This is a genomic window from Eubacterium sp. MSJ-33 (genome assembly GCF_022174665.1).
Taxonomy (GTDB): Bacteria; Bacillota; Clostridia; order Lachnospirales; family Lachnospiraceae; genus Coprococcus_C.
This window is the reverse complement of record NZ_CP076562.1, coordinates 2,766,844-2,785,045: the sequence shown is the minus strand read 5'-3', so window position 1 is coordinate 2,785,045 and position 18,202 is coordinate 2,766,844. Positions and strand designations below refer to the sequence as shown.

General features: G+C 45.7%; 21 protein-coding genes. 1 reads left to right on the top strand and 20 read right to left on the bottom strand.

The genetic code is table 11. The features are described from left to right. Positions 1-82: 82 nt before the first annotated feature. The 10 genes from KP625_RS12900 to KP625_RS12860 form a co-directional block, all read right to left on the bottom strand. On the bottom strand, positions 83-1,000 hold the full coding sequence (locus KP625_RS12900) for a DMT family transporter (RefSeq protein WP_238298295.1): 918 nt from the start codon (positions 998-1,000) through the stop codon (positions 83-85). Then, positions 997-1,431 carry a Fur family transcriptional regulator gene (locus KP625_RS12895; RefSeq protein ID WP_021986379.1) on the bottom strand — a complete coding sequence of 145 codons (435 nt, stop codon included), beginning with the start codon at positions 1,429-1,431 and terminating at the stop codon, positions 997-999. Before KP625_RS12895 ends, KP625_RS12900 begins: the two co-directional genes overlap by 4 nt. Next, positions 1,428-2,810 (bottom strand): MATE family efflux transporter, encoded by a 1,383-nt coding sequence (locus tag KP625_RS12890; protein WP_177970448.1) that lies wholly within the window; start codon positions 2,808-2,810, stop codon positions 1,428-1,430. Before KP625_RS12890 ends, KP625_RS12895 begins: the two co-directional genes overlap by 4 nt. A 147-nt stretch (positions 2,811-2,957) precedes the next feature. Continuing rightward, complete coding sequence (locus KP625_RS13595; RefSeq protein ID WP_255731602.1) at positions 2,958-3,086, bottom strand: hypothetical protein; 129 nt, start codon at positions 3,084-3,086, stop codon at positions 2,958-2,960. A gap of 21 nt (positions 3,087-3,107) precedes the next feature. Then, positions 3,108-4,034 carry a prephenate dehydratase gene (locus KP625_RS12885; RefSeq protein WP_238298294.1) on the bottom strand — a complete coding sequence of 309 codons (927 nt, stop codon included), beginning with the start codon at positions 4,032-4,034 and terminating at the stop codon, positions 3,108-3,110. Between the two features lie 81 nt (positions 4,035-4,115). Next, a complete protein-coding gene (locus KP625_RS12880) occupies positions 4,116-4,382 on the bottom strand; it encodes an FYDLN acid domain-containing protein (protein WP_118544712.1) in 267 nt (88 codons plus the stop codon). 44 nt (positions 4,383-4,426) lie between these two features. Then, positions 4,427-5,368 carry a YitT family protein gene (locus KP625_RS12875; protein ID WP_238298293.1) on the bottom strand — a complete coding sequence of 314 codons (942 nt, stop codon included), beginning with the start codon at positions 5,366-5,368 and terminating at the stop codon, positions 4,427-4,429. A 28-nt stretch (positions 5,369-5,396) separates the two neighbouring features. Then, positions 5,397-6,452 carry an A/G-specific adenine glycosylase gene (gene mutY / locus KP625_RS12870; RefSeq protein WP_238298292.1) on the bottom strand — a complete coding sequence of 352 codons (1,056 nt, stop codon included), beginning with the start codon at positions 6,450-6,452 and terminating at the stop codon, positions 5,397-5,399. After that, positions 6,452-6,730 (bottom strand): hypothetical protein, encoded by a 279-nt coding sequence (locus KP625_RS12865; protein ID WP_177970445.1) that lies wholly within the window; start codon positions 6,728-6,730, stop codon positions 6,452-6,454. The genes mutY and KP625_RS12865 overlap by 1 nt, the downstream gene beginning before the upstream one ends. 4 nt (positions 6,731-6,734) lie before the next feature. Then, the gene (locus KP625_RS12860) at positions 6,735-8,141 is read right to left on the bottom strand and encodes an amidophosphoribosyltransferase (RefSeq protein WP_117780526.1); all 1,407 of its coding nucleotides are present in this window, start codon (positions 8,139-8,141) and stop codon (positions 6,735-6,737) included. 198 nt (positions 8,142-8,339) lie between these two features. On the opposite strand from KP625_RS12860, the gene KP625_RS12855 reads away from it, so the two are divergent. Then, positions 8,340-8,540 (top strand): DUF378 domain-containing protein, encoded by a 201-nt coding sequence (locus KP625_RS12855; protein ID WP_238298289.1) that lies wholly within the window; start codon positions 8,340-8,342, stop codon positions 8,538-8,540. Positions 8,541-8,585: 45 nt separating this feature from the next. Here KP625_RS12855 and KP625_RS12850 read toward each other — a convergent pair whose 3' ends face one another. The 10 genes from KP625_RS12850 to KP625_RS12805 form a co-directional block, all read right to left on the bottom strand. Continuing rightward, positions 8,586-8,885 (bottom strand): YerC/YecD family TrpR-related protein, encoded by a 300-nt coding sequence (locus tag KP625_RS12850; RefSeq protein ID WP_117780528.1) that lies wholly within the window; start codon positions 8,883-8,885, stop codon positions 8,586-8,588. Positions 8,886-8,912: 27 nt separating this feature from the next. Beyond that, positions 8,913-10,367, bottom strand: a complete 1,455-nt coding sequence (locus tag KP625_RS12845) for an alpha-amylase (protein ID WP_238298287.1) — start codon at positions 10,365-10,367, stop codon at positions 8,913-8,915. Between the two features lie 307 nt (positions 10,368-10,674). Beyond that, entirely contained in the window at positions 10,675-12,369 is a 1,695-nt protein-coding gene (locus KP625_RS12840; RefSeq protein ID WP_238298286.1) for a vWA domain-containing protein, read from the bottom strand. Between the two features lie 89 nt (positions 12,370-12,458). Beyond that, positions 12,459-13,100: a hypothetical protein gene (locus KP625_RS12835; protein WP_238298284.1), complete on the bottom strand. Its 642-nt coding sequence runs from the start codon at positions 13,098-13,100 to the stop codon at positions 12,459-12,461. After that, positions 13,093-13,572, bottom strand: coding sequence for an RNA polymerase sigma factor (locus tag KP625_RS12830; RefSeq protein WP_177971122.1), 480 nt, complete (start codon positions 13,570-13,572; stop codon positions 13,093-13,095). Before KP625_RS12830 ends, KP625_RS12835 begins: the two co-directional genes overlap by 8 nt. A gap of 23 nt (positions 13,573-13,595) precedes the next feature. Next, positions 13,596-15,035, bottom strand: coding sequence for a hypothetical protein (locus tag KP625_RS12825; RefSeq protein WP_238298282.1), 1,440 nt, complete (start codon positions 15,033-15,035; stop codon positions 13,596-13,598). Between the two features lie 111 nt (positions 15,036-15,146). After that, positions 15,147-15,971 carry a hypothetical protein gene (locus KP625_RS12820; RefSeq protein WP_238298280.1) on the bottom strand — a complete coding sequence of 275 codons (825 nt, stop codon included), beginning with the start codon at positions 15,969-15,971 and terminating at the stop codon, positions 15,147-15,149. Further along, on the bottom strand, positions 15,955-16,524 hold the full coding sequence (locus KP625_RS12815; protein ID WP_238298278.1) for an RNA polymerase sigma factor: 570 nt from the start codon (positions 16,522-16,524) through the stop codon (positions 15,955-15,957). The genes KP625_RS12820 and KP625_RS12815 overlap by 17 nt, the downstream gene beginning before the upstream one ends. A 158-nt stretch (positions 16,525-16,682) precedes the next feature. After that, positions 16,683-17,543, bottom strand: coding sequence for a phosphoribosylaminoimidazolesuccinocarboxamide synthase (locus KP625_RS12810; RefSeq protein ID WP_238298277.1), 861 nt, complete (start codon positions 17,541-17,543; stop codon positions 16,683-16,685). Positions 17,544-17,868: 325 nt separating this feature from the next. Continuing rightward, positions 17,869-18,027 (bottom strand): hypothetical protein, encoded by a 159-nt coding sequence (locus tag KP625_RS12805; RefSeq protein ID WP_238298275.1) that lies wholly within the window; start codon positions 18,025-18,027, stop codon positions 17,869-17,871. Positions 18,028-18,202 lie beyond the last annotated feature (175 nt).

Below are 18,202 nucleotides of genomic sequence, written 5' to 3'. Positions count from 1 at the left end.
ATTAATTTTATAATACCCTATTCCCCGCGTGATTGTAAATGTTTTTTTATCTATACATTCCCGGAATTCATATACTTTTTTGTTACTCCTTTACAGACAATATAATTACCATCACTAAAATACATGCCATACCCACCAGATCCATCGTCGTCATGACCGATCCAAGCCACAACACGGAAAAAAGTGTTGCCGAAACCGGCTCCACACTCGAGATCATGCTGGCACGTACCGGGCCGATGTCATGTACTCCCTGCAGGAATAATAAAAACGACATCATCGTTCCGATCAGAACCATCGCCGCAACTGCTAATACTCCATGAAAATCAAGATGCACCGGAATCGTCCATACCTTGACGATACAGCTATATGCCACTCCACAGATTAGCATACCGTAGCCGACAACCGGCTGGCTGCCCCATTTTTTGAGCATCCGCTCCGGAAGCAGGGTATACATGCAGAACCCAAACGCCGCAAGCAATCCCCACTTCAGTCCCTCTTTCGAGATACTCATCTGATGGATATTCCCATGCGTTGCGATGAGAAATGTACCGCCGACTGCCAGAAGCACCGCCACAATCTCCCGAAACTTCGGTGGACGCAGTCTGCGCACACAGGATATGATCAGTACCATCACAGGTGCCAGATACTGCAACGCCGTTGCAATCCCGGCATTCGTATGATGAATGGCTTCGAGATATGCATACTGGCACAAGCCCACACCGAATATTGCAAACAGGATAATCCCAAAGAAATCCCGGGTGGACTTGAATATATCAAATGCCGCTTTCCGTTCGCGGATAATATATGCAATTGTAAGGATTACACCTGTCACAAGCATGCGCATGCACGAAAGCCATGCCGTGTTGATGTTGTAGTGCGAAAACAAAAACTGTCCGCAGGCACCTGAAAATCCCCACGAGATTGCGCCAACCAATACACACAACACACCACGCAGCTGATTTCCATGTGTACCCTCATCATAATTTCTTCGTTTACTCATTGCTGATTTACCAGAACGGCTTTGATCTCATCCACATTCGCATATCCGTTTTTCTCCATGATATACTTCAAAGCCTCCTGTATATCCTCCTCTGTCAGAATAATCTGCTTGCTCTCCTCTGTGACGACCGTACAGCCGCCCTTCATATCACAACATCTGCCACTGCAATTATTCTTCTGTATATTTTTCCGGCTGATCGCGCCGATCTCCTCGAGCGTATTAATCATGCGGTACACGGTCGCAATTCCAATGCTGTTGTCCCGCTTATGCGCCAGAAAATAAACTTCCTTACAACAGGTATATTCTTCGTTCGCAATAATATCGACGATCAGCTTGCGCTGCTCTGTCAGACGATATCCATGTTCCTTGAGTGAAGCCAGAATCTCTTCCTTACTGCTTGCTACCTGTCCGATTGGTTCCTGATCGTTCATTCTGTCACCTCTTTCGCTTCTATTTCATTCTTTATATTTGCGCTCTTTAGTTTTTTAACGGTACTCCGGTACAAGATCACAGATAATGTCGTTCCGATCGTCCACCCGACCGGCCACGCGAGCCAGATTCCGGTGCTGCCCCATTCCCTTGAGAAAAGTGCGGCTAGGATCACACGCAGGAACAGATCCAGAAATGTTGTAACCATAAACTGTTTCATTGCTCCAACACCCCGCAGGACACCGTCCGTAATCAGCTTGACCGACACCACAAAATAAAATGGTGCTAATATATGCAGGAATTCAATGCCGACCTTCTTCGCCTCAATACTGTTTTCATCCATGAAAAGCTGCACCAGACTGCCGCTGCACAAAAGATACAATATTACAACCGGCACGCAGGTAAGAAAGATTAACTTCAGTGCTGCCTTGCATCCCTGACTGATTCGTTCAATCTTCTGTGCGCCAAGATTCTGTGCCGCAAAATTCGAGACGCCGTTTCCAAGCATTGTAAATGTCGTGATAACCATGTTATTGAGCTTCACGGCTGCCGCATATCCTGCGATCACATCTGAGCCGAAGCTGTTGATAATACTCTGGATGATGATATTTCCGATCGACACGAAGCCCTGCTGCAGGGTACTCGGTATCGCGATTTTCAGCATCTTACCGAAGATCTCTCCGGAAAATACCGGCACCTTCTGATGTCCTTCGTGTTCATCCTTGATCTTCCGCAGCCGAAGCAACACAACGATCACAGACAGGATACAGCTTACGCCCTGACAGATAAATGTCGCCCACGCGACACCTGCCACGCCCATATGAAAGCTCTTTACAAACAGGATATCTACAAACACATTGGATACCGATGAAAAAGCCAAGAATATAAACGGTGTTTTCGAATCTCCGAGTGCCGAGAATATACCGGTTGCAATGTTATAGAAGAACAAAAATACAAGTCCGCCAGTATACACGTCCAAATACAGCTTGGAATCTGCAAATATATCTGCCGGCGTATGTATCAGATGCAGCAATGCGCCGCCCGCAAAAAGTCCGGTCAGTGTCAAAATCAGACACAGCACCGCCGAATATATAAATGTCGTATAGACGGTCGTCTTCATCTTCCGGTAATTCTTCGCCCCGAAAAACTGCGCCGCAATAACGGAACACCCCATGTTACAGCCAAACGCAAACGCCATATAAATCAATGTAATCTCATAAGAATTTCCCACGGCTGCAAGTGCATTTTTACCAACATATTTTCCTGCGACCAGACTGTCTGCAATATTATATAGCTGCTGGAAAATGACGCTTCCAAGTAACGGAATGCAATACCTCCACAATACACGCTCCGGTTTCCCTACTGTTAAATCCTTATTCATCGTTGCCGCACCGTATGTCCGGTACGCCTCGCCTCCTTTTTACTCTGTTTCCGAATCATGGCAACCCTGATTATTCTTCTGAGAAGCTACATCCGCAGAACAATTGTACGCAGACGCGCTCTCGCTCGGTTCAGCACGCAGTGGATACTAAATTCGCGACAAAAAACAGTCGCTCATTAAGTACCAGCGTGCTTCAACGGTCTGCTTTACAATCTGTTCTGTGGATGCAGCTCTGCCATATTTCATCAGGGTTGCCATGATTCCATAAACACTCATCTTATATGATGCCTGGCTTATCTAATGTTCCTTGTATGCTCCAAGTATCTTAATATCGTTATATACCTGTATCTGCCGCAGTGTTTCCACGACAACTTCGAGCCGCTCGGTCAGGCAGTCGATCTCAATGTAGAAGTTGTAGGTTCCCATCGATTGTTTTGTCGGACGGGACATGATTGAGATCAAGTTAATGCGTTTGTCATAGAACCGGCGCAGGATATCGAACAAGATTCCGGGCCGGTCGGTTGCAGGCATGATATAGACCGGGATTCGTACTTTCTCCCGTGTAAGCTCCGTGGCTTTCTCTGTGCCATCTGCACCTGCATCCAACCCTTTCTCGTTACTTACAAGCTCTTCAAGCTGCTTTTCAAGATCCGGATTTTCCACGTCTAACACGCCCTTGCGCAGAATGATAAAACGGGTATGATTACCCTTTGCATCTGTCACATCTTCTGCAAGCACGCGCGCATCGTCCGCCTGTATCACATGATGTGGTACGATTGCCGCTGCACCCCGTTCATCCTGTATCTTATAATAAGATTCCATGTTGCTGTTCGTCGTTACAATCTCTGCGTCATGCAGAGTATGCAGGAACTGTCTGCACTGCCCGTTCGTCTTGAACTGCACGTAAATCTTCCTGATATCTTCAATCTTGTCCGCATTGGCAAGCAGTGAAAACTGGACTGCCACCTGATTTTCATCGACGATATAGACGTTTTTCTCCAGCAACAGGTCAAGTGTCCGCTGCACATAACCATCCAGCATATTTTCTACCGGAACGACCGCATACTCACACGCTTCGTTCGTACAGAGCTGCTCGAACACATCGTCAATCGTCGGACAATAAAGCGGTTCTAATGATTTCCCGTGTGCTGCCTCATATTTCTTATTATATTCTTCATAGGACTTATCGCAAAATGTCCCTTTCGGTCCTAATACTGCTATCATGTAGATGTCTCCTCCCAAACGTGCATTTTCTATCCGCTGATTCACTTGCGAATCCAGCTTAGTGCTTCATCTGTGCACGCATTATATCCACTCGAAATTTCCACCGGTAATGGCAAGACTGAGTAATGCGTCCATCTTCTCGACATCCTCACCTTCCAATACCTGTATCAGCTTTGCGGTGTCTTCAGCCACCTGCATAGTCTCATCCGGTCCGATCTCCGGATCAAATTCCGCCTCACAGTATGGACAGTTGATATGCTCCATCGTCTGCAGAGACAGGAATTTCTCTCCACAGCTTTCACATTCATAATACCCACAACGGGTTGTTCCTTCCGGTACATAATACATATGCTGACTTTACTCCTTTACATCTATCTCTTTCACGGGATCCCTTATTCTGCATCATCGGAATCTCCTGTATCATCCAATTTATTTTCACCCTTCAGGTCATTCAGGTTTGTCGCCGGGAAGATATCTGCTACATCATTGATTGCGATATACGCATACGGATCAATGCTATGTACCAGATTCCGCATCTTGCCGACCTGGAACCGGTTCACAATGAAATACACCAGCGTGCGGTCGGTATTCGAATAATATCCTTTCGCGTCAATCGTTGTGATACCGTTTTCAAATGCCGTGGAAAGTGCCTCGCATACATGCTTCGGATGTTCTGTCACGATAAAGGCTGCCTTGGAACGATCGAAGCCCTCCACGAAGAAATCAATCGTTTTGGATGCTGCCGCATAGGTCACAACCGAGTAAAGCGGCAGAATCCAGCTGTCAAGCACGATTCCACATATGATGTATAAGATTACATTGTATGCCATTACAAACGAGCCAAGACTTAACCCAAGCTTCTTCGCGAACATAACACCGATGATGTCAATACCGTCCATCGCACCGCCAAACCGTACCGCAAGACCACTTCCGCACCCGGAGATAATACCTCCGAAGATTGCACACAGAAACAAATCACTTCCGGCAAGCGGGGATACGATCGTCACATCGACCGGCAGAATATCTGTGATGATCCATGCAACAATGGAATAGATCAAAACCGCATAAATCGCATAGATTGTAAATACCACGCCCTCGCGCTTTAATCCAAGTAAGAAGATTGGAATATTTAAGAGAATCAAAACCAGAGAAAGACTGATCCATTTCGGTGTGAGCTGGGACACCAGCATAGCAGTTCCCGAGATACCGCTATCATACAGTTTGACCGGAGCTAAAAATATAACAACGCCAAACGCATTGACAATTCCCGCAACCGTCAGGAGCAAAAAGTTCTTGATACTGAGCATGCCACATACTTTCCTGATTTTTTCCATTCGCAATCCTCCTAATTTTTAATTTTACCTACAAATTCTCAATCTGTTCCCGAAACGGGCGAAACGCAGATGGTAATGCATACGTCTCGTCCAGGCTCTCCTTTGTTACCCACTTCCATTTTTTATTTGTTTTCCGACATCGGATATAATACGCTGTCATATGCCATTCCACATGGCTGAATATATGTGTGTAGCTTGTCTGCATCAGAAGATCAACCGGATCTGCCTGCCAGCCGGTTACCTGAGTTACCGCCTCCTGCTTGTCAAGCTTTGCATCCACATTCGGGAATTCCCACATTCCTGCCAGAAGTCCGCTTGCACTTCGCTTATGCAATGCCACGGTATCCTCCGTAAGCAGGATAAATACAGTCTTTTCCACAATCTTTCGTTTCTTCTTCTCACTGCGGACGGGCAGATTTCTCCAGGTGTCCTGCTCCCGTGCCTGACAGATCTCCGCTACCGGGCATACGTCACACCGCGGTGCACCATTTGGCACACAGACGGTTGCGCCAAGCTCCATCAGTGCCTGCGTCGCGATTCCCGGATTTTTCCGCGGATACGTCTCCTGCAGTTTCTTCGCGATGCGTTTCTTTGTCATCTGCAGATCAATGTTTGCATCATCCGCCAGAAGCCTGCTATACACACGCAATACATTTCCATCCACCGCCGGTGTCGGTGCATCAAAGCAGATCGATGCGATTGCCCCTGCCGTGTAATCACCGATACCGGATAAACTCCGGATCTGCGCATATTCCGACGGAAATACGCCTGTATAATCCGCACAGATTGTCTGTGCCGCCTTTTGCAGATTGCGCACACGGTTATAATATCCAAGTCCTTCCCAGAGCTTTAAGATCTGTTCCTCCGGTGCCTCCGCCAGATCCGCAATCGTCGGAAGTGCCGTAAGAAATCGCCGGTAATATTCCTTGACCGCCTCCACACGCGTCTGCTGCAGCATGATCTCTGACAGCCACACATGATACGGCTCCTTATCCTTTCTCCACGGAAGTTCACGTTTATGTGCTTCATACCACGGAATGAGTGCCTCAAACATGGCATTAAGCACCTGTTCTTCTGTCCTCATCAGAAATCAAGCTTGATGAAACTATCTTCGTCTCGATTTGCAAGCTTGCGTCCTTCCATTGTCTTGATTGCCAACTCAATCTGTTCAATCATCGAATCCGTGATATTCGTTTTCTCCCCGTAATTCAGGTAATTCAGGATTGTCAACATCTCGGATTCACTATCTGTAAAATACCCGGTACCCTCCTGCTGCATATCGCCCACATTCTTGACAAGCTCCAGCATCTTGTTCGGTAGCGTTCTATAATCCCATGGTTTTGATTCGATATCACCTAACATCGTTTTATTCCTTTCCATTCCAACAATATGTACAAAGCTTCTCCGGCTCGATTCCAACAGCCTCAAGCATATCATCTAAGCGGTGGAACCGGAGTGATGTGAATTTCAGTTTTTCACAAATCTTGTCAACCATCTTCTGGTATTTCTCAGACGTGTAATCTGCGTACTCCTGCAATACTTCATCGCTGACATCCCCACCCTCTAACTCTGCGATAACATTTCTTGTAATCAGCTCCATCTCAGAGTTTGAACGGGAGAAGTTTAAGTATTTACATCCATATACAAGCGGTGGACACGCAGGACGAATATGCACTTCCTTTGCCCCACTCTCAAACAAATATTCTGTCGTCTCACGAAGCTGTGTACCACGCACGATGGAATCATCAATCAGCAGCAGGCTCTTATCCCGGATCAGCTCTTCAATCGGGATCAGCTTCATCTTCGCAATCAGGTTACGTTTACTCTGAATCGTCGGCATAAATGACCGTGGCCATGTCGGTGTATATTTGATAAATGGTCTGGAAAATGGAATCCCTGACTCATTTGCATATCCAACCGCATGCGCCGTACCGGAATCCGGAACACCCGCAACGATATCCGGCTTGACATTATCCCGTCTTGCAAGAAGCTGTCCGCAACGATACCGCATCTCCTCAACATTCACACCTTCATAAGTGGAAGACGGATAACCATAGTAGATCCAAAGGAAGGTACAAATCTTCATCTCTTTGCCCGGCAGAACCAGTGTCTTTAACGCATCACTCGTCATAACAGCTACCTCGCCGGGACCAAGTTCCCGGTAAGTCGAATAACCGAGATTCAAGAAAGCAAAACTCTCAAAAGTCGCACAGAATGCGCCATCCTTCTTACCGACGATAATCGGTGTTCTTCCGTATTTATCTCTTGCAAGGTAAACTCCCTTCGGTGTCAGGATCAGCATGGACATGGATCCCTCGATAATCTCCTGCGCATAGCGGATACCATCAATAAAATTATCCTTCTGATCGATAATTGCAGCCACAAGTTCTGTCGCATTGATCTCACCATTGCTCATCTCAAAGAAATGTGTCCTTCCCTGCAAAATTGTATCAATGATTTCCTGTGCATTGTTAATCTTGCCAACGGTTGTAATTGCAAACGTACCATGATGTGAACGCACTAAAATCGGCTGTGCCTCATAGTCTGAGATACATCCGATTCCGAAGTTACCTTTCATGGTATTTGCTTCTTTATCAAACTTTGTCCGAAATGGTGCATTGTCAATCTTATGGATTGCTTTTTCAAATCCATGTTCCTCACTATACACTGCCATACCTGCACGTCTTGTTCCAAGATGGGAATGATAATCTGTTCCAAAAAACAAATCAAATACACAATCCTCTTTTGACGCAACTCCAAAAAAACCGCCCATGACTGTACCTTTCCACTTTCGTGGCCTTTCCCTATATGCTTTTTATTTTTGAACATATTTTTACCACATAACATTATAACAATAATATGCTTGTTTTGAAACACTTTTTTAAAATCGAATGTATATTTTTGCAGGAGTGGGAAATGATAGATGTAAGAAAGTACATTTCTGTATTTTTAACGTATATGGAGGTTTGTTATGAAAATATTAAACTGTGTGGCTCTTACAATCGCCATCATCGGTGCTATCAACTGGGGACTGATTGGCTTCTTTGATTTCAATCTCGTATCCGGAATTTTCGGCGATGCAACCGCATTTACACGTGTCATCTATGCTTTGGTCGGTCTTTCCGGACTCTACATGATCAGTCTGTACGGAAGAGCTTGTGCAGACGCCTAAAAAAGAAATGCTGTCTGAACCGCTATGTGTCCAGACAGCAATTTTTTATGCCTTATTTTTTTCTTCGAGTCTTGCAAATACTTTATCGTAGCTTGCATTTCCGTAATTTAAGGACCGGTTTACACGGCTGATCGTCGCGGTCGAAGCACCTGTTTCGTTCGCAACCTCCGCATAAGTCTTTCCTTCCTTCAAAAGCTTCGCAACCGCAAACCGCTGCGCAATCGACTGTACTTCCTTCACCGTACAGACATCCTCAAAAAAATCCATACATTCATCTACCGATTCCAGCGTGAGTACAGCTTCGAGAAATTCTTTTACAAATTGTGTCCGTATTGTCTTTTCCATGTCATCACCTACTCATCTTGTGCCATCCTATTTATTCTCTTTGTGCACCCAGACTGCCACGGCATCACGGTTTACATAGAAATCACCGAAACCTTCCTCGTCAATCTTGATGTTATATTTTGCATTTCCCATCGCATCCGCGAAATGACATCCCGCAAACTGCTTTCCAATATACATATGCTTTGTGCCGCCGGTTCCATCAGAGATCACAACTGCCATACCGGAATTCTTATGTTCCTCATCACCTTCGCGTGTCCAGCCAATGCAGTTTGGATCATCGAAATAATCGTGCTGTGCGCCATATGCCTGATTCTTACGAAGCTTCATCAGCTTGTCAAGCTCCCGCTTCTTCGACTTGATTTTCGCCGTTGGGATTCCCTTGTAATCGCCATAGAATACACATGGATAGCCTTCTTGACGAAGCAGGATAATCGCATATGCCATCGGCTTGAACCAATCCTCTACCCACGACTCCAGTGACTGTCCCGGCTGGCTGTCATGGTTATCGACAAAGGTTACTGCCTTCATCGGATTCACCTTAGCAAGCGTACCATCTAAAATCGTGCGCAGATCGTAATTGCCATGTGCCTTCGAGCAATTATGGAAGTTAAAATGGAGCGGCACATCGAAGAGACTTAACTCACTCTCGTTCGCATTTATGTAATCCTGTAATACATTGACATCCCAGTGCCAATACTCGCCGACTGCAAACAAATCCTTTTCGACATCTTCTTTCATGGCACGCAGCCAGTCCTTATAGAAATATTTGTTGATATGTTTCACCGCATCAAGCCGGTATCCGTCAATGCCGGTCTGCTCGGTATACCACTTGCCCCAACGGGTAAGCTCCTCCGTTACCTCCGGATTGTTAAAATCCAGATCCGCACCCATCAGATAATCGTAGTTTCCAAACTCGGAATCCACTTCCTTATCCCAGTCTTTTCCCGCAAACTTGAAGATGGATTTGACTGCTCTGTCCTGATCCCAGTCGATGCCATCAAAATGTGTCCAGTTCCATGTAAAATCAGAATATTTTCCTTTTCTTCCCGGAAATGTAAACTTCGTCCACGCCCCAATCGTCTTGGAATCGCCTACCATCTGATTCCGGCTGTTCGCATTGAACTCTTCCGCAGACACCTGCTCCACCTCATCTGCACCAATTCTATGATTCAGTACAATATCTGCATATACCTGAATTTTCTTTTCATGCAGTGCTTTGATCGCTGCCAAGTATTCAGCTTTCGTACCATACTTCGTCGGGACAGAGCCCTTCTGATTAAACTCACCCAGGTCATACAGATCATAGACGCCGTATCCGACATCTTCTTTTCCCTGTGCGCCTTTATATGCCGGCGGTAACCAGACTGCCGTCACCCCTGCGGTCTTTAATTTTGCCGCATCTTCTGCCAGTGCTTTCCAAAGGGATACATCTGCAGGAAGATCCCACTGAAAATACTGCATCATAGTTCCATTCATACCCATGAGTTTCTACCTCCGCAATACTTTAACATTTTAAAGTATTATAACAAATGGTTTGGGTTACGTAAAGTTTATTTTCCTATTTCTAACAGACTCTTCCAACGGACGCAGGCATATCGGACAATGGTTCCAATCAGGGGCCGCTTCCGCTTAGTTGCTCCGCGCATCGGTACTAAATTCGCACTTCGTGCTCATTAAGTACCGGCGGTCGCAAATGCCCCTTCTTGGAATCCATTTGTCCAATATGCCTGCTGGGTGTTGATATAATTATGTTTGTAATATCTTTCTCTATATGATTTGAAACTGTCAATTATTCTACTATATCCTCGGAGAATCCAGGTTGCTTCTCTCCATAGTTTCTCACCAAACTAAGATATTCCTTCTTGTACTCATCCGTCCCGGCTGCATAACTGGCAAGCGTGTACACCATGCCAAGGTCGGCACTGCCGGAATATTCGCTGTCTTTTAATAGCATTCCGAAGGCGGCGACGCTGGCTGCAAAACGCAGATTGTCGGAGCCATCCTTGTTGTAGTTTTCTGTCTTACACGGATAGGATTCCAGCTTGCTCTCATCGCCATCCGGCTCTTTATAGCGGATATTGACGTTAAATAATTCATCGGTGTAATCTTCGGTTCCACAGATTAGAACCTGTGCAGTTTCACCGTATTTCAAGTCTGTTTCCGGCAGTTTCATCTCCGAATCAATCGGGATGATCTCGTAAAGTGCGGTCACACTGTGTCCGGCTCCCATCTCTCCGCCATCCTTTGTGTCATCCGCGAAATCCTCAGCCGCCATCACACGGTTTTCATATCCGATCAACCGGTAGCCCTTCACCTGCTCCGGGTTGAATTCCACCTGTAATTTGACATCCTTTGCCACAGTCACCATATTGGCACCGAGCTCATCGACCAATGCTTTCTTCGCCTCAAACATCGAGTCGATATACGCGTAGTTTCCGTTTCCTTTGTCCGCCAGCAGCTCCAGCTTGTTGTCCTTGTAATTGCCATAGCCGACACCGAAGGTACTTAAGAATACTCCACTTTCCTTCTTCTCCGTGATCAGCTTCTCTAATTGTCCTTCACTGGTCAGTCCGACGTTCAGATCCCCATCGGTGCAGAGAATCACACGGTTATTTCCACCCTTGATGAAGTATTTCTGTGCAAGATTATACGCCGTCTCGATTCCGGCACTTCCATTCGTGCTTCCATAGGCTTCAAGCCCTTCAATCGCTGCGGAGATTTCATGATAGTTGTCACCACTTACGCCCTGTAAAACCACTTCGTCCGAACCCGCATATGTAACAATCGACACGCGATCTTTCTCGGTCAGATTTTCTGCCAGCATCGTAAGCGACTGCTGCACAAGAGGAAGCTTGTTATCGTCAAACATGGACCCGGACACATCAATCAGGAACACAAGGTTAGATGCAGGCGCACTTTTAAAATCAATTGCCTGTGTATTCATAGAGACAAGTGCCAGCTTCGTGTCCTCGTTCCAAGGGCAGTCCATATACTCTGTGTACACAGCAAACTTCTCATCATCTTTCGGGAGCGGATAATCGTAATGGAAATAATTAAGCATTTCCTCAATACGCACCATCGACGGATCAATATCATATCCATTTTCGATTGCACTTCGGATCTGTGTATAGCTTGCTGTATCCACATCTGCAGCGAAGGTTGATAGCGGTGACGTCTGCACATTCATCCATGGATTTTCCTCTGTGTAGGAATATTCGTTTGTATTCCATTCTTCCGTATCCGGACATTGCAGATAGTCATCATAAAAACCAGATTCGCAATCTGCTGACGCCATACTGGCTGCAGATTCCTGCATAATTCCGTCCACCTGCATTTCATTATCTTCCTCTGCCACATCACCGGAAGGAACCGTTGCATCTGTCCTTCCTGTCTGCGTTTCATCTGCTTCTTTTTTGTTTCCGCATCCACATACAGCCACCGCCATACAGATGCTTAACGCCATTGCTAAAATTCGTTTTCTCATAAAAAATCCTCCTTCGATCTTATATACATCTTTGTTTTCAAAAGCCTCTATATAAGATACGAAGGAGGATTCCTTTTTTATGGTACTTTTTAATTTTTTATTTTATAAATCGTAGTTCCGTTCCCGATTTGTAAATATGTGCCGTCATAAACCGTAAAACTGATAAATGGCTTATACTGTATCAGTACCTGATAGCGGACTGCTGATTCTACTGCTATCGTGCCGGACGTTACATCCTCACAGATTGTTACACCTTGCAGTGATTCACATAATGAACGGAGAGCATCCTCCGACATGCGCATCTGTTTTCCTACGCCACTTTCATCTTCCGTGGTACAGAGTACTATGACGGAATCGAGTTCCAGCATCTCCTGCAGAATCCATGGTTTTTCTTCTTCCGGGTACCGTTCGATATCGGCAGCCGCAACATTCTTTTCTCCCAGCAGACGCGTTCCACCTGTGTCAGCTCCGATGATCCAACTGCTGTCTGCCCTCCCGGTCTGTCCGGAAGTTCGCATTACCGCATAGGTAAGATAACCGCTGCTCATAAGGAACAGCATACATGCTACAACCAGCCACCGGTTGAAATGTATCATTCCGTTTCTTCGTTTTCCGGGATGTTCCTCCTGCATCTGCACATACAGCTGCCTTTTCAGGCGTGCCTGCATGTCCGGTGCGGGTGCAATCGAATCCGCATACGCTTGATATATCTTCTTCATGTTCTCAGACATAGCCATCCTCCTTCAATTCGTCCCTGAGCATCTTTCTCCCCCTGCTCAAAAGCGATTTCACTGTTCCCTCCGTACTTTTTATCACATGCGCAATCTCCTTTACCGATAGCTCTTCATAATAATAAAGATACATTGGCAGTCGATAGCGCTCCGGAAGCTTCTCTACCTTCTCTTTTAATACAGGCAGATCCGGCTGTTGATACGAAGGTTCTGTTACATCATCTAAGGCAACCGTATGTCTTCGCCACGCACTTGTCAAACTTGATTTAATTGTATTTACTGTCACTCTGATCAGCCACATCTTTCGATGTTCTTCATCCCTGAAGGTTTTGCCCGCTTTCAGATATTTAAGCAAAACCTCCTGGGTGATATCCTCTGCATCGGTGACATTCTGCATCCGCGTATATGCGATGCGGTAGATCATCGATGCATACATCTCAACAAGTTGTGCAATCCCTGCATGGTCTTCCAACTTGATTCCTCCATGAAATGATTTTAATTGTAATTCTCCATATCGAACTTTGTAAGCACACCTTCCTGGAATGTAAATTCCACGCTGCTTGCGTATGCATCATCATTTTCTTCGTATGTCAGTGTCATGTAATCACTCGTATCGCTCGTATAACTATCAGTCGGTTCGCCCATGACCGCCTTTACCTCATCCGGTGTCATGCCAAATGTGATGCCATTTCCAAGTGCTGCATCATACTTGTTATCAAAATCATCACGGCTAAGCTCGATTCCAAGAATCTCACAATCCGGAACTTTCTTTGTTCCTTCACCGGTAAAGTTCTTGAAACGGATATACATGTCTGACTCATCGGCAGCCTCTGCACGGGCACTCATCGAATACTGATTGTCTTCGAGTTCCTCCTCGAGATATTCGTCATCAATGGAATAACCCATTGCTAAGATATCATCATAGGTAAGTGTCGCAAGGTTATAAGGTTTTCCAAGCATTGTAAACTGCATATTCGCCCAGTCAAAGCCATCTGCATTTACCGGTGTTGTGCTTGCAGCGCTCTCGGTTGTTGCTTCGGTCGTCTCTTCCTCTGCCTCAGTTGTCTCTTCCGTATCTTCCTCTGTATCTTCCGGTGCAGCCGCTACAAGTGTGTTTTCCTTCTGTGTAGACTCTGCGTAGATCACATACCACTTACCATCTTCTTCAATCAAGTAAATCTGCTCAGCCAGTACCATCTTACCGTTGGAACCAGAGTATGTCTCCTCTGTATCTACCTCATACATGGTGTCGGCATCCAGGGATAAACTATATGCTGCATTGACGATATCCAGTGTACTCTGTTTCTTGGAATCTGATACTTTCTCTGCGTCAGATGCTGTGTATGCAAATGAGTATCCGCCAAATACGGTATCATAGTGATCCCAGAATTCATCTTCGGATGATACACCATTGGCTGTATAGAAGTTGTTCTCCACGCTGGACTGGAGATCCGGATAATATGCATCTACGATTGCATCCATATCCCGGTTCTTCATACCTTCACAGAAATCTACAACGGTCTGCTTTGCTGCTTCTGCATCCTTGCTGCTGCCTTTGCTTCCATCCTTCTTGCCAAACTTCATAAATGCGAAGATGCCGCCACCGATCAATACTACCGCTAAAATGATCAAGCCGACGATCAGGCCGGTTTTCTTTTTCTTTGGCGGCTGATTCCCACCGGCTGGCTGCTGTGGCATGCCGTATCCCGGCTGCACGTTCTGTCCCGGCATTCCATAGCTAGGCTGTGGTGTCTGTCCCGGCATTCCTGCCTGCATGCCCGGCTGCACTCCCTGCCCCGGCATTCCATAACCCTGCTGTGGAGTCTGGCCTGGTGTACCATAGCCAGGCTGTGGTGTCTGTCCCGGCATTCCTGCCTGCATATTCGGCTGTGGCATTCCATAGCCATTTGGTTGTTGGTTCTGATTGTTGTCCATTCTCTGTCCTCCTTAATTATCTCCCGGCACCGGACATAGTTTTACCCGGTGGGAACTCTTTTGCTCCATATATAACACTCTATATCCGGTAAAAAGGTTGCATGAAATTCATCATTTTTTTATTTCATTCATTTTCTGTAATTCAGTCATAAGATCTGCAACGGTCTTTCCTTCCGTATTTTCTGCTTCATAATAAACATTTGCAACACTCGATCCATCCTGCAGTTTCAGTTCCATCAGGTAATATGGCATGTCAGATTTTATCATATCCACCGGTTTCCAGTCCAGTACCTGATACGCTTCTAACAGGAACTGCACCTTATCAATTGTTTCATCTATGTCTGCGCTGTCAAACCGCTGAACGATTTTTCCCTGTGCATCATACTGCGTGAGAATCACCTGTGTGATTGCCTGATAGCTCAGCTGATTATTTCCATCATTACTTTCTTCGGAATCTTGGTTTGCGGATTGGTTTGCAGCTATCGCCGCATCCGTCTGTGCCTCCGTTATTCCATTGCTGTCCATATGGTTCACGCTCGCATCTGCACTTTCCTGAATTTCACTGTCTGCCTGCACTGTCTGATCTGCAATGTTCGGCAGTGCACTATCTGCTGCCACTGCCTCATCTGCCATTTCATCCATGCCAGCCTCTGTCACATGCATATCTGCTGCCGTTTCTGTTTTCATTTCCTTCATATTCGATTTACGCATCGAACTGATACCTACCGGTACCGCAATGATCACGATCAGAATTGCTGCTGCCACCAGTATAAGCTGTCTGGTTCTTCCCCTTTTCCGAACTGTTTTCTGATTTGTTATTTCCTCCGCAAAACCCGCATCGATCCGGCTCCACAGATCCGGCATGTCCTGCATATCCTGTGTACGAAGTGCCTGATATACTTTTTCTTCTTCAGTTAATCTATTCTTCTGTTCCATAGTCTTTCAGACACCTCCTTAATTTCTTGATTCCCTGATTGTACAGCCACGTCACCGTGCCAAGCGGCTGCCCCAAGACTTCCGCGATATCCCGAAATTTCAATTCCCCTGCAAGCTTCAGATCCAGCACTTCCCGCTCGCGGTCGGAAAGCATCTGCATCGCCTGCCGCATATCCTCTGCCAGTATCACATGTTCTTCTACGGTGGACGCTGTCTCAGCCATCCCACCTTCTTCTAATTTATCCTGCGGCGCATCTTCTGTCTCGTACAACAGATATTCATGTCCTCGCTTCCTCAGCAGATCAATCGCCATATTTCTTGCAATCCGAATCAGCCATGCCCGGTGTGATGTCTTCTTCTGATAAGTTCCTGCTGCCCGGATCAGCTTGATGAAGAATTCCGATGTCACATCCTCCGCGTCCTCCCGATTCTTTAAGATGTCATAAACGATCGTATAGATCAGCCGTCCATATGCGTCGTAGATGGCATGAAGCATGTCCTTATTTCCTTTTGCAAGACCTTTTATGGCAGTATAAAATTCATGTTCTGTCATATAACCTGTCCCCTCATAGCCCCTGCTATATATTATACGTTTCTGGTTTTATTTTTTATGGATGTTTTTTCGATTGCATGAATTCACCATCCATATGTCTATGTATTCTACTGAAAAAAGCGGCAAGACTCTTCATCCTGCCGCCTCATTATTTGGTCTTATAAATCTTTTCCTGTCAACAGCTTGTATGCCTGCAGATATTTGTCGATGGTCTTATCTACAATATCCTGTGGCAATGTCCAGTTATGACCTTCGTTTGCCTTTAACCAGTCACGTGCAAACTGCTTGTCGAAGGATGGCTGGCCATGTCCCGGCTCATAGCCTTCTGCCGGCCAGAATCTGGAGCTGTCCGGTGTCAGCATCTCATCGCCAAGTACGATATTGCCGTCCTCGTCCAGACCGAACTCAAACTTTGTATCTGCAATGATGATACCTCGTGAAAGTGCGTACTCTGCACATTTCTTGTACAGGGCAATTGTATAATCGCGAAGCTTTGCCGCATATTCTTCTCCCTTGCCTGGGAAATACTTCTCAAGATGCGCTACGCTCTGCTCATAAGAGATGTTCTCGTCATGATCACCGATCTCAGCCTTGGTGGATGGTGTGTAAATTGGCTCAGGCAGCTTGTCGCTCTCCTTCAAACCATCAGGAAGTTTGATGCCACAGACGGTTCCATTTTCCTTGTAGCTTGCCCAGCCACTACCTGTGATATAACCTCTTACGATACACTCGATTGGAAGCATATTCAATTTCCGGCAGAGCATGCTGTTTCCATCAAACTGTGGCTGCTGGAAGAACTCCGGCATATCCTTTACATCTACGGAAATCATATGGTTTGGAAGGATGTCCTCTGTCATATCGAACCAGAATTTTGACATCTGTGTCAATACAGTACCCTTCTTTGTTACCTGATTGTTCAGGATTACATCAAAGCAGCTGATACGGTCTGTTGCAACCATGATCAGGCTGTCTCCGTTGTCGTAGATCTCACGAACTTTTCCTTCTTTGATCGGCTTCATGTTCTTATCTCCTTTGTCTTTTTAATGAGTCATATTGTTTTACATATAGTTTTTCTAAAGTTTGCACATAACTACTATTTCTACGCAGACGCGCTCTCGCTCACTTCATCACGCAGTGGTACTAAATTCGCGACGATGAAGCTGTCGCTCATTAAGTGCCAGCGTGCTTCAATGGTCTGCTTTAGAATTAGTAGTTATGCACAAACTTATATACATTTTATTCGTAAAACAAAATTACTCATACATACTAGCACCTTGGCGATACTTAAGCAAGTGCATTTTTCTTATATTTCTTCTGTCTTGGAGCATTTTTATCTTTTTTCCTTTATTGCTCCATGTCTATTTTTTGCTTGCCTTCCAAAATTGGAGCAATTTTTCTTATTCGCTTACTTTGCTCCAATTCCAAAGCTAAGCAAACTTTTCCGGTTTGGGGCATCTTCTCCATATCTACCGGCTTTGCTCCAATTCCAGCTCTAAGTAACATTTCCGGTTTGGAGTATCTTCTCCAAATCCACCGGCTTTGCTCCAATTCCCCATGCCCCATATCGCACAAAAAAGACAAAAGCCCGTGGCATCTGCCACGGGCTTTGTCTACAGTCTGAAAACAGATATTTCATCTGTTCCTTACTTGTCTCTATTACAACATGTATAAAGGGGTT

Coding starts and splice junctions, on each gene's coding strand:
- KP625_RS12900 (WP_238298295.1), bottom strand. CDS start 1,000: ATGAGTAAACGAAGAAATTATGATGAGGGTACACATGGAAATCAGCTG.
- KP625_RS12895 (WP_021986379.1), bottom strand. CDS start 1,431: ATGAACGATCAGGAACCAATCGGACAGGTAGCAAGCAGTAAGGAAGAG.
- KP625_RS12890 (WP_177970448.1), bottom strand. CDS start 2,810: ATGAATAAGGATTTAACAGTAGGGAAACCGGAGCGTGTATTGTGGAGG.
- KP625_RS13595 (WP_255731602.1), bottom strand. CDS start 3,086: ATGAGTGTTTATGGAATCATGGCAACCCTGATGAAATATGGCAGAGCT.
- KP625_RS12885 (WP_238298294.1), bottom strand. CDS start 4,034: ATGATAGCAGTATTAGGACCGAAAGGGACATTTTGCGATAAGTCCTAT.
- KP625_RS12880 (WP_118544712.1), bottom strand. CDS start 4,382: ATGTATTATGTACCGGAAGGAACAACCCGTTGTGGGTATTATGAATGT.
- KP625_RS12875 (WP_238298293.1), bottom strand. CDS start 5,368: ATGGAAAAAATCAGGAAAGTATGTGGCATGCTCAGTATCAAGAACTTT.
- mutY (WP_238298292.1), bottom strand. CDS start 6,452: ATGAGGACAGAAGAACAGGTGCTTAATGCCATGTTTGAGGCACTCATT.
- KP625_RS12865 (WP_177970445.1), bottom strand. CDS start 6,730: ATGTTAGGTGATATCGAATCAAAACCATGGGATTATAGAACGCTACCG.
- KP625_RS12860 (WP_117780526.1), bottom strand. CDS start 8,141: ATGGGCGGTTTTTTTGGAGTTGCGTCAAAAGAGGATTGTGTATTTGAT.
- KP625_RS12855 (WP_238298289.1), top strand. CDS start 8,340: ATGAAAATATTAAACTGTGTGGCTCTTACAATCGCCATCATCGGTGCT.
- KP625_RS12850 (WP_117780528.1), bottom strand. CDS start 8,885: ATGGAAAAGACAATACGGACACAATTTGTAAAAGAATTTCTCGAAGCT.
- KP625_RS12845 (WP_238298287.1), bottom strand. CDS start 10,367: ATGGGTATGAATGGAACTATGATGCAGTATTTTCAGTGGGATCTTCCT.
- KP625_RS12840 (WP_238298286.1), bottom strand. CDS start 12,369: ATGAGAAAACGAATTTTAGCAATGGCGTTAAGCATCTGTATGGCGGTG.
- KP625_RS12835 (WP_238298284.1), bottom strand. CDS start 13,100: ATGTCTGAGAACATGAAGAAGATATATCAAGCGTATGCGGATTCGATT.
- KP625_RS12825 (WP_238298282.1), bottom strand. CDS start 15,035: ATGGACAACAATCAGAACCAACAACCAAATGGCTATGGAATGCCACAG.
- KP625_RS12820 (WP_238298280.1), bottom strand. CDS start 15,971: ATGGAACAGAAGAATAGATTAACTGAAGAAGAAAAAGTATATCAGGCA.
- KP625_RS12815 (WP_238298278.1), bottom strand. CDS start 16,524: ATGACAGAACATGAATTTTATACTGCCATAAAAGGTCTTGCAAAAGGA.
- KP625_RS12810 (WP_238298277.1), bottom strand. CDS start 17,543: ATGAAGCCGATCAAAGAAGGAAAAGTTCGTGAGATCTACGACAACGGA.
- KP625_RS12805 (WP_238298275.1), bottom strand. CDS start 18,027: ATGTTACTTAGAGCTGGAATTGGAGCAAAGCCGGTAGATATGGAGAAG.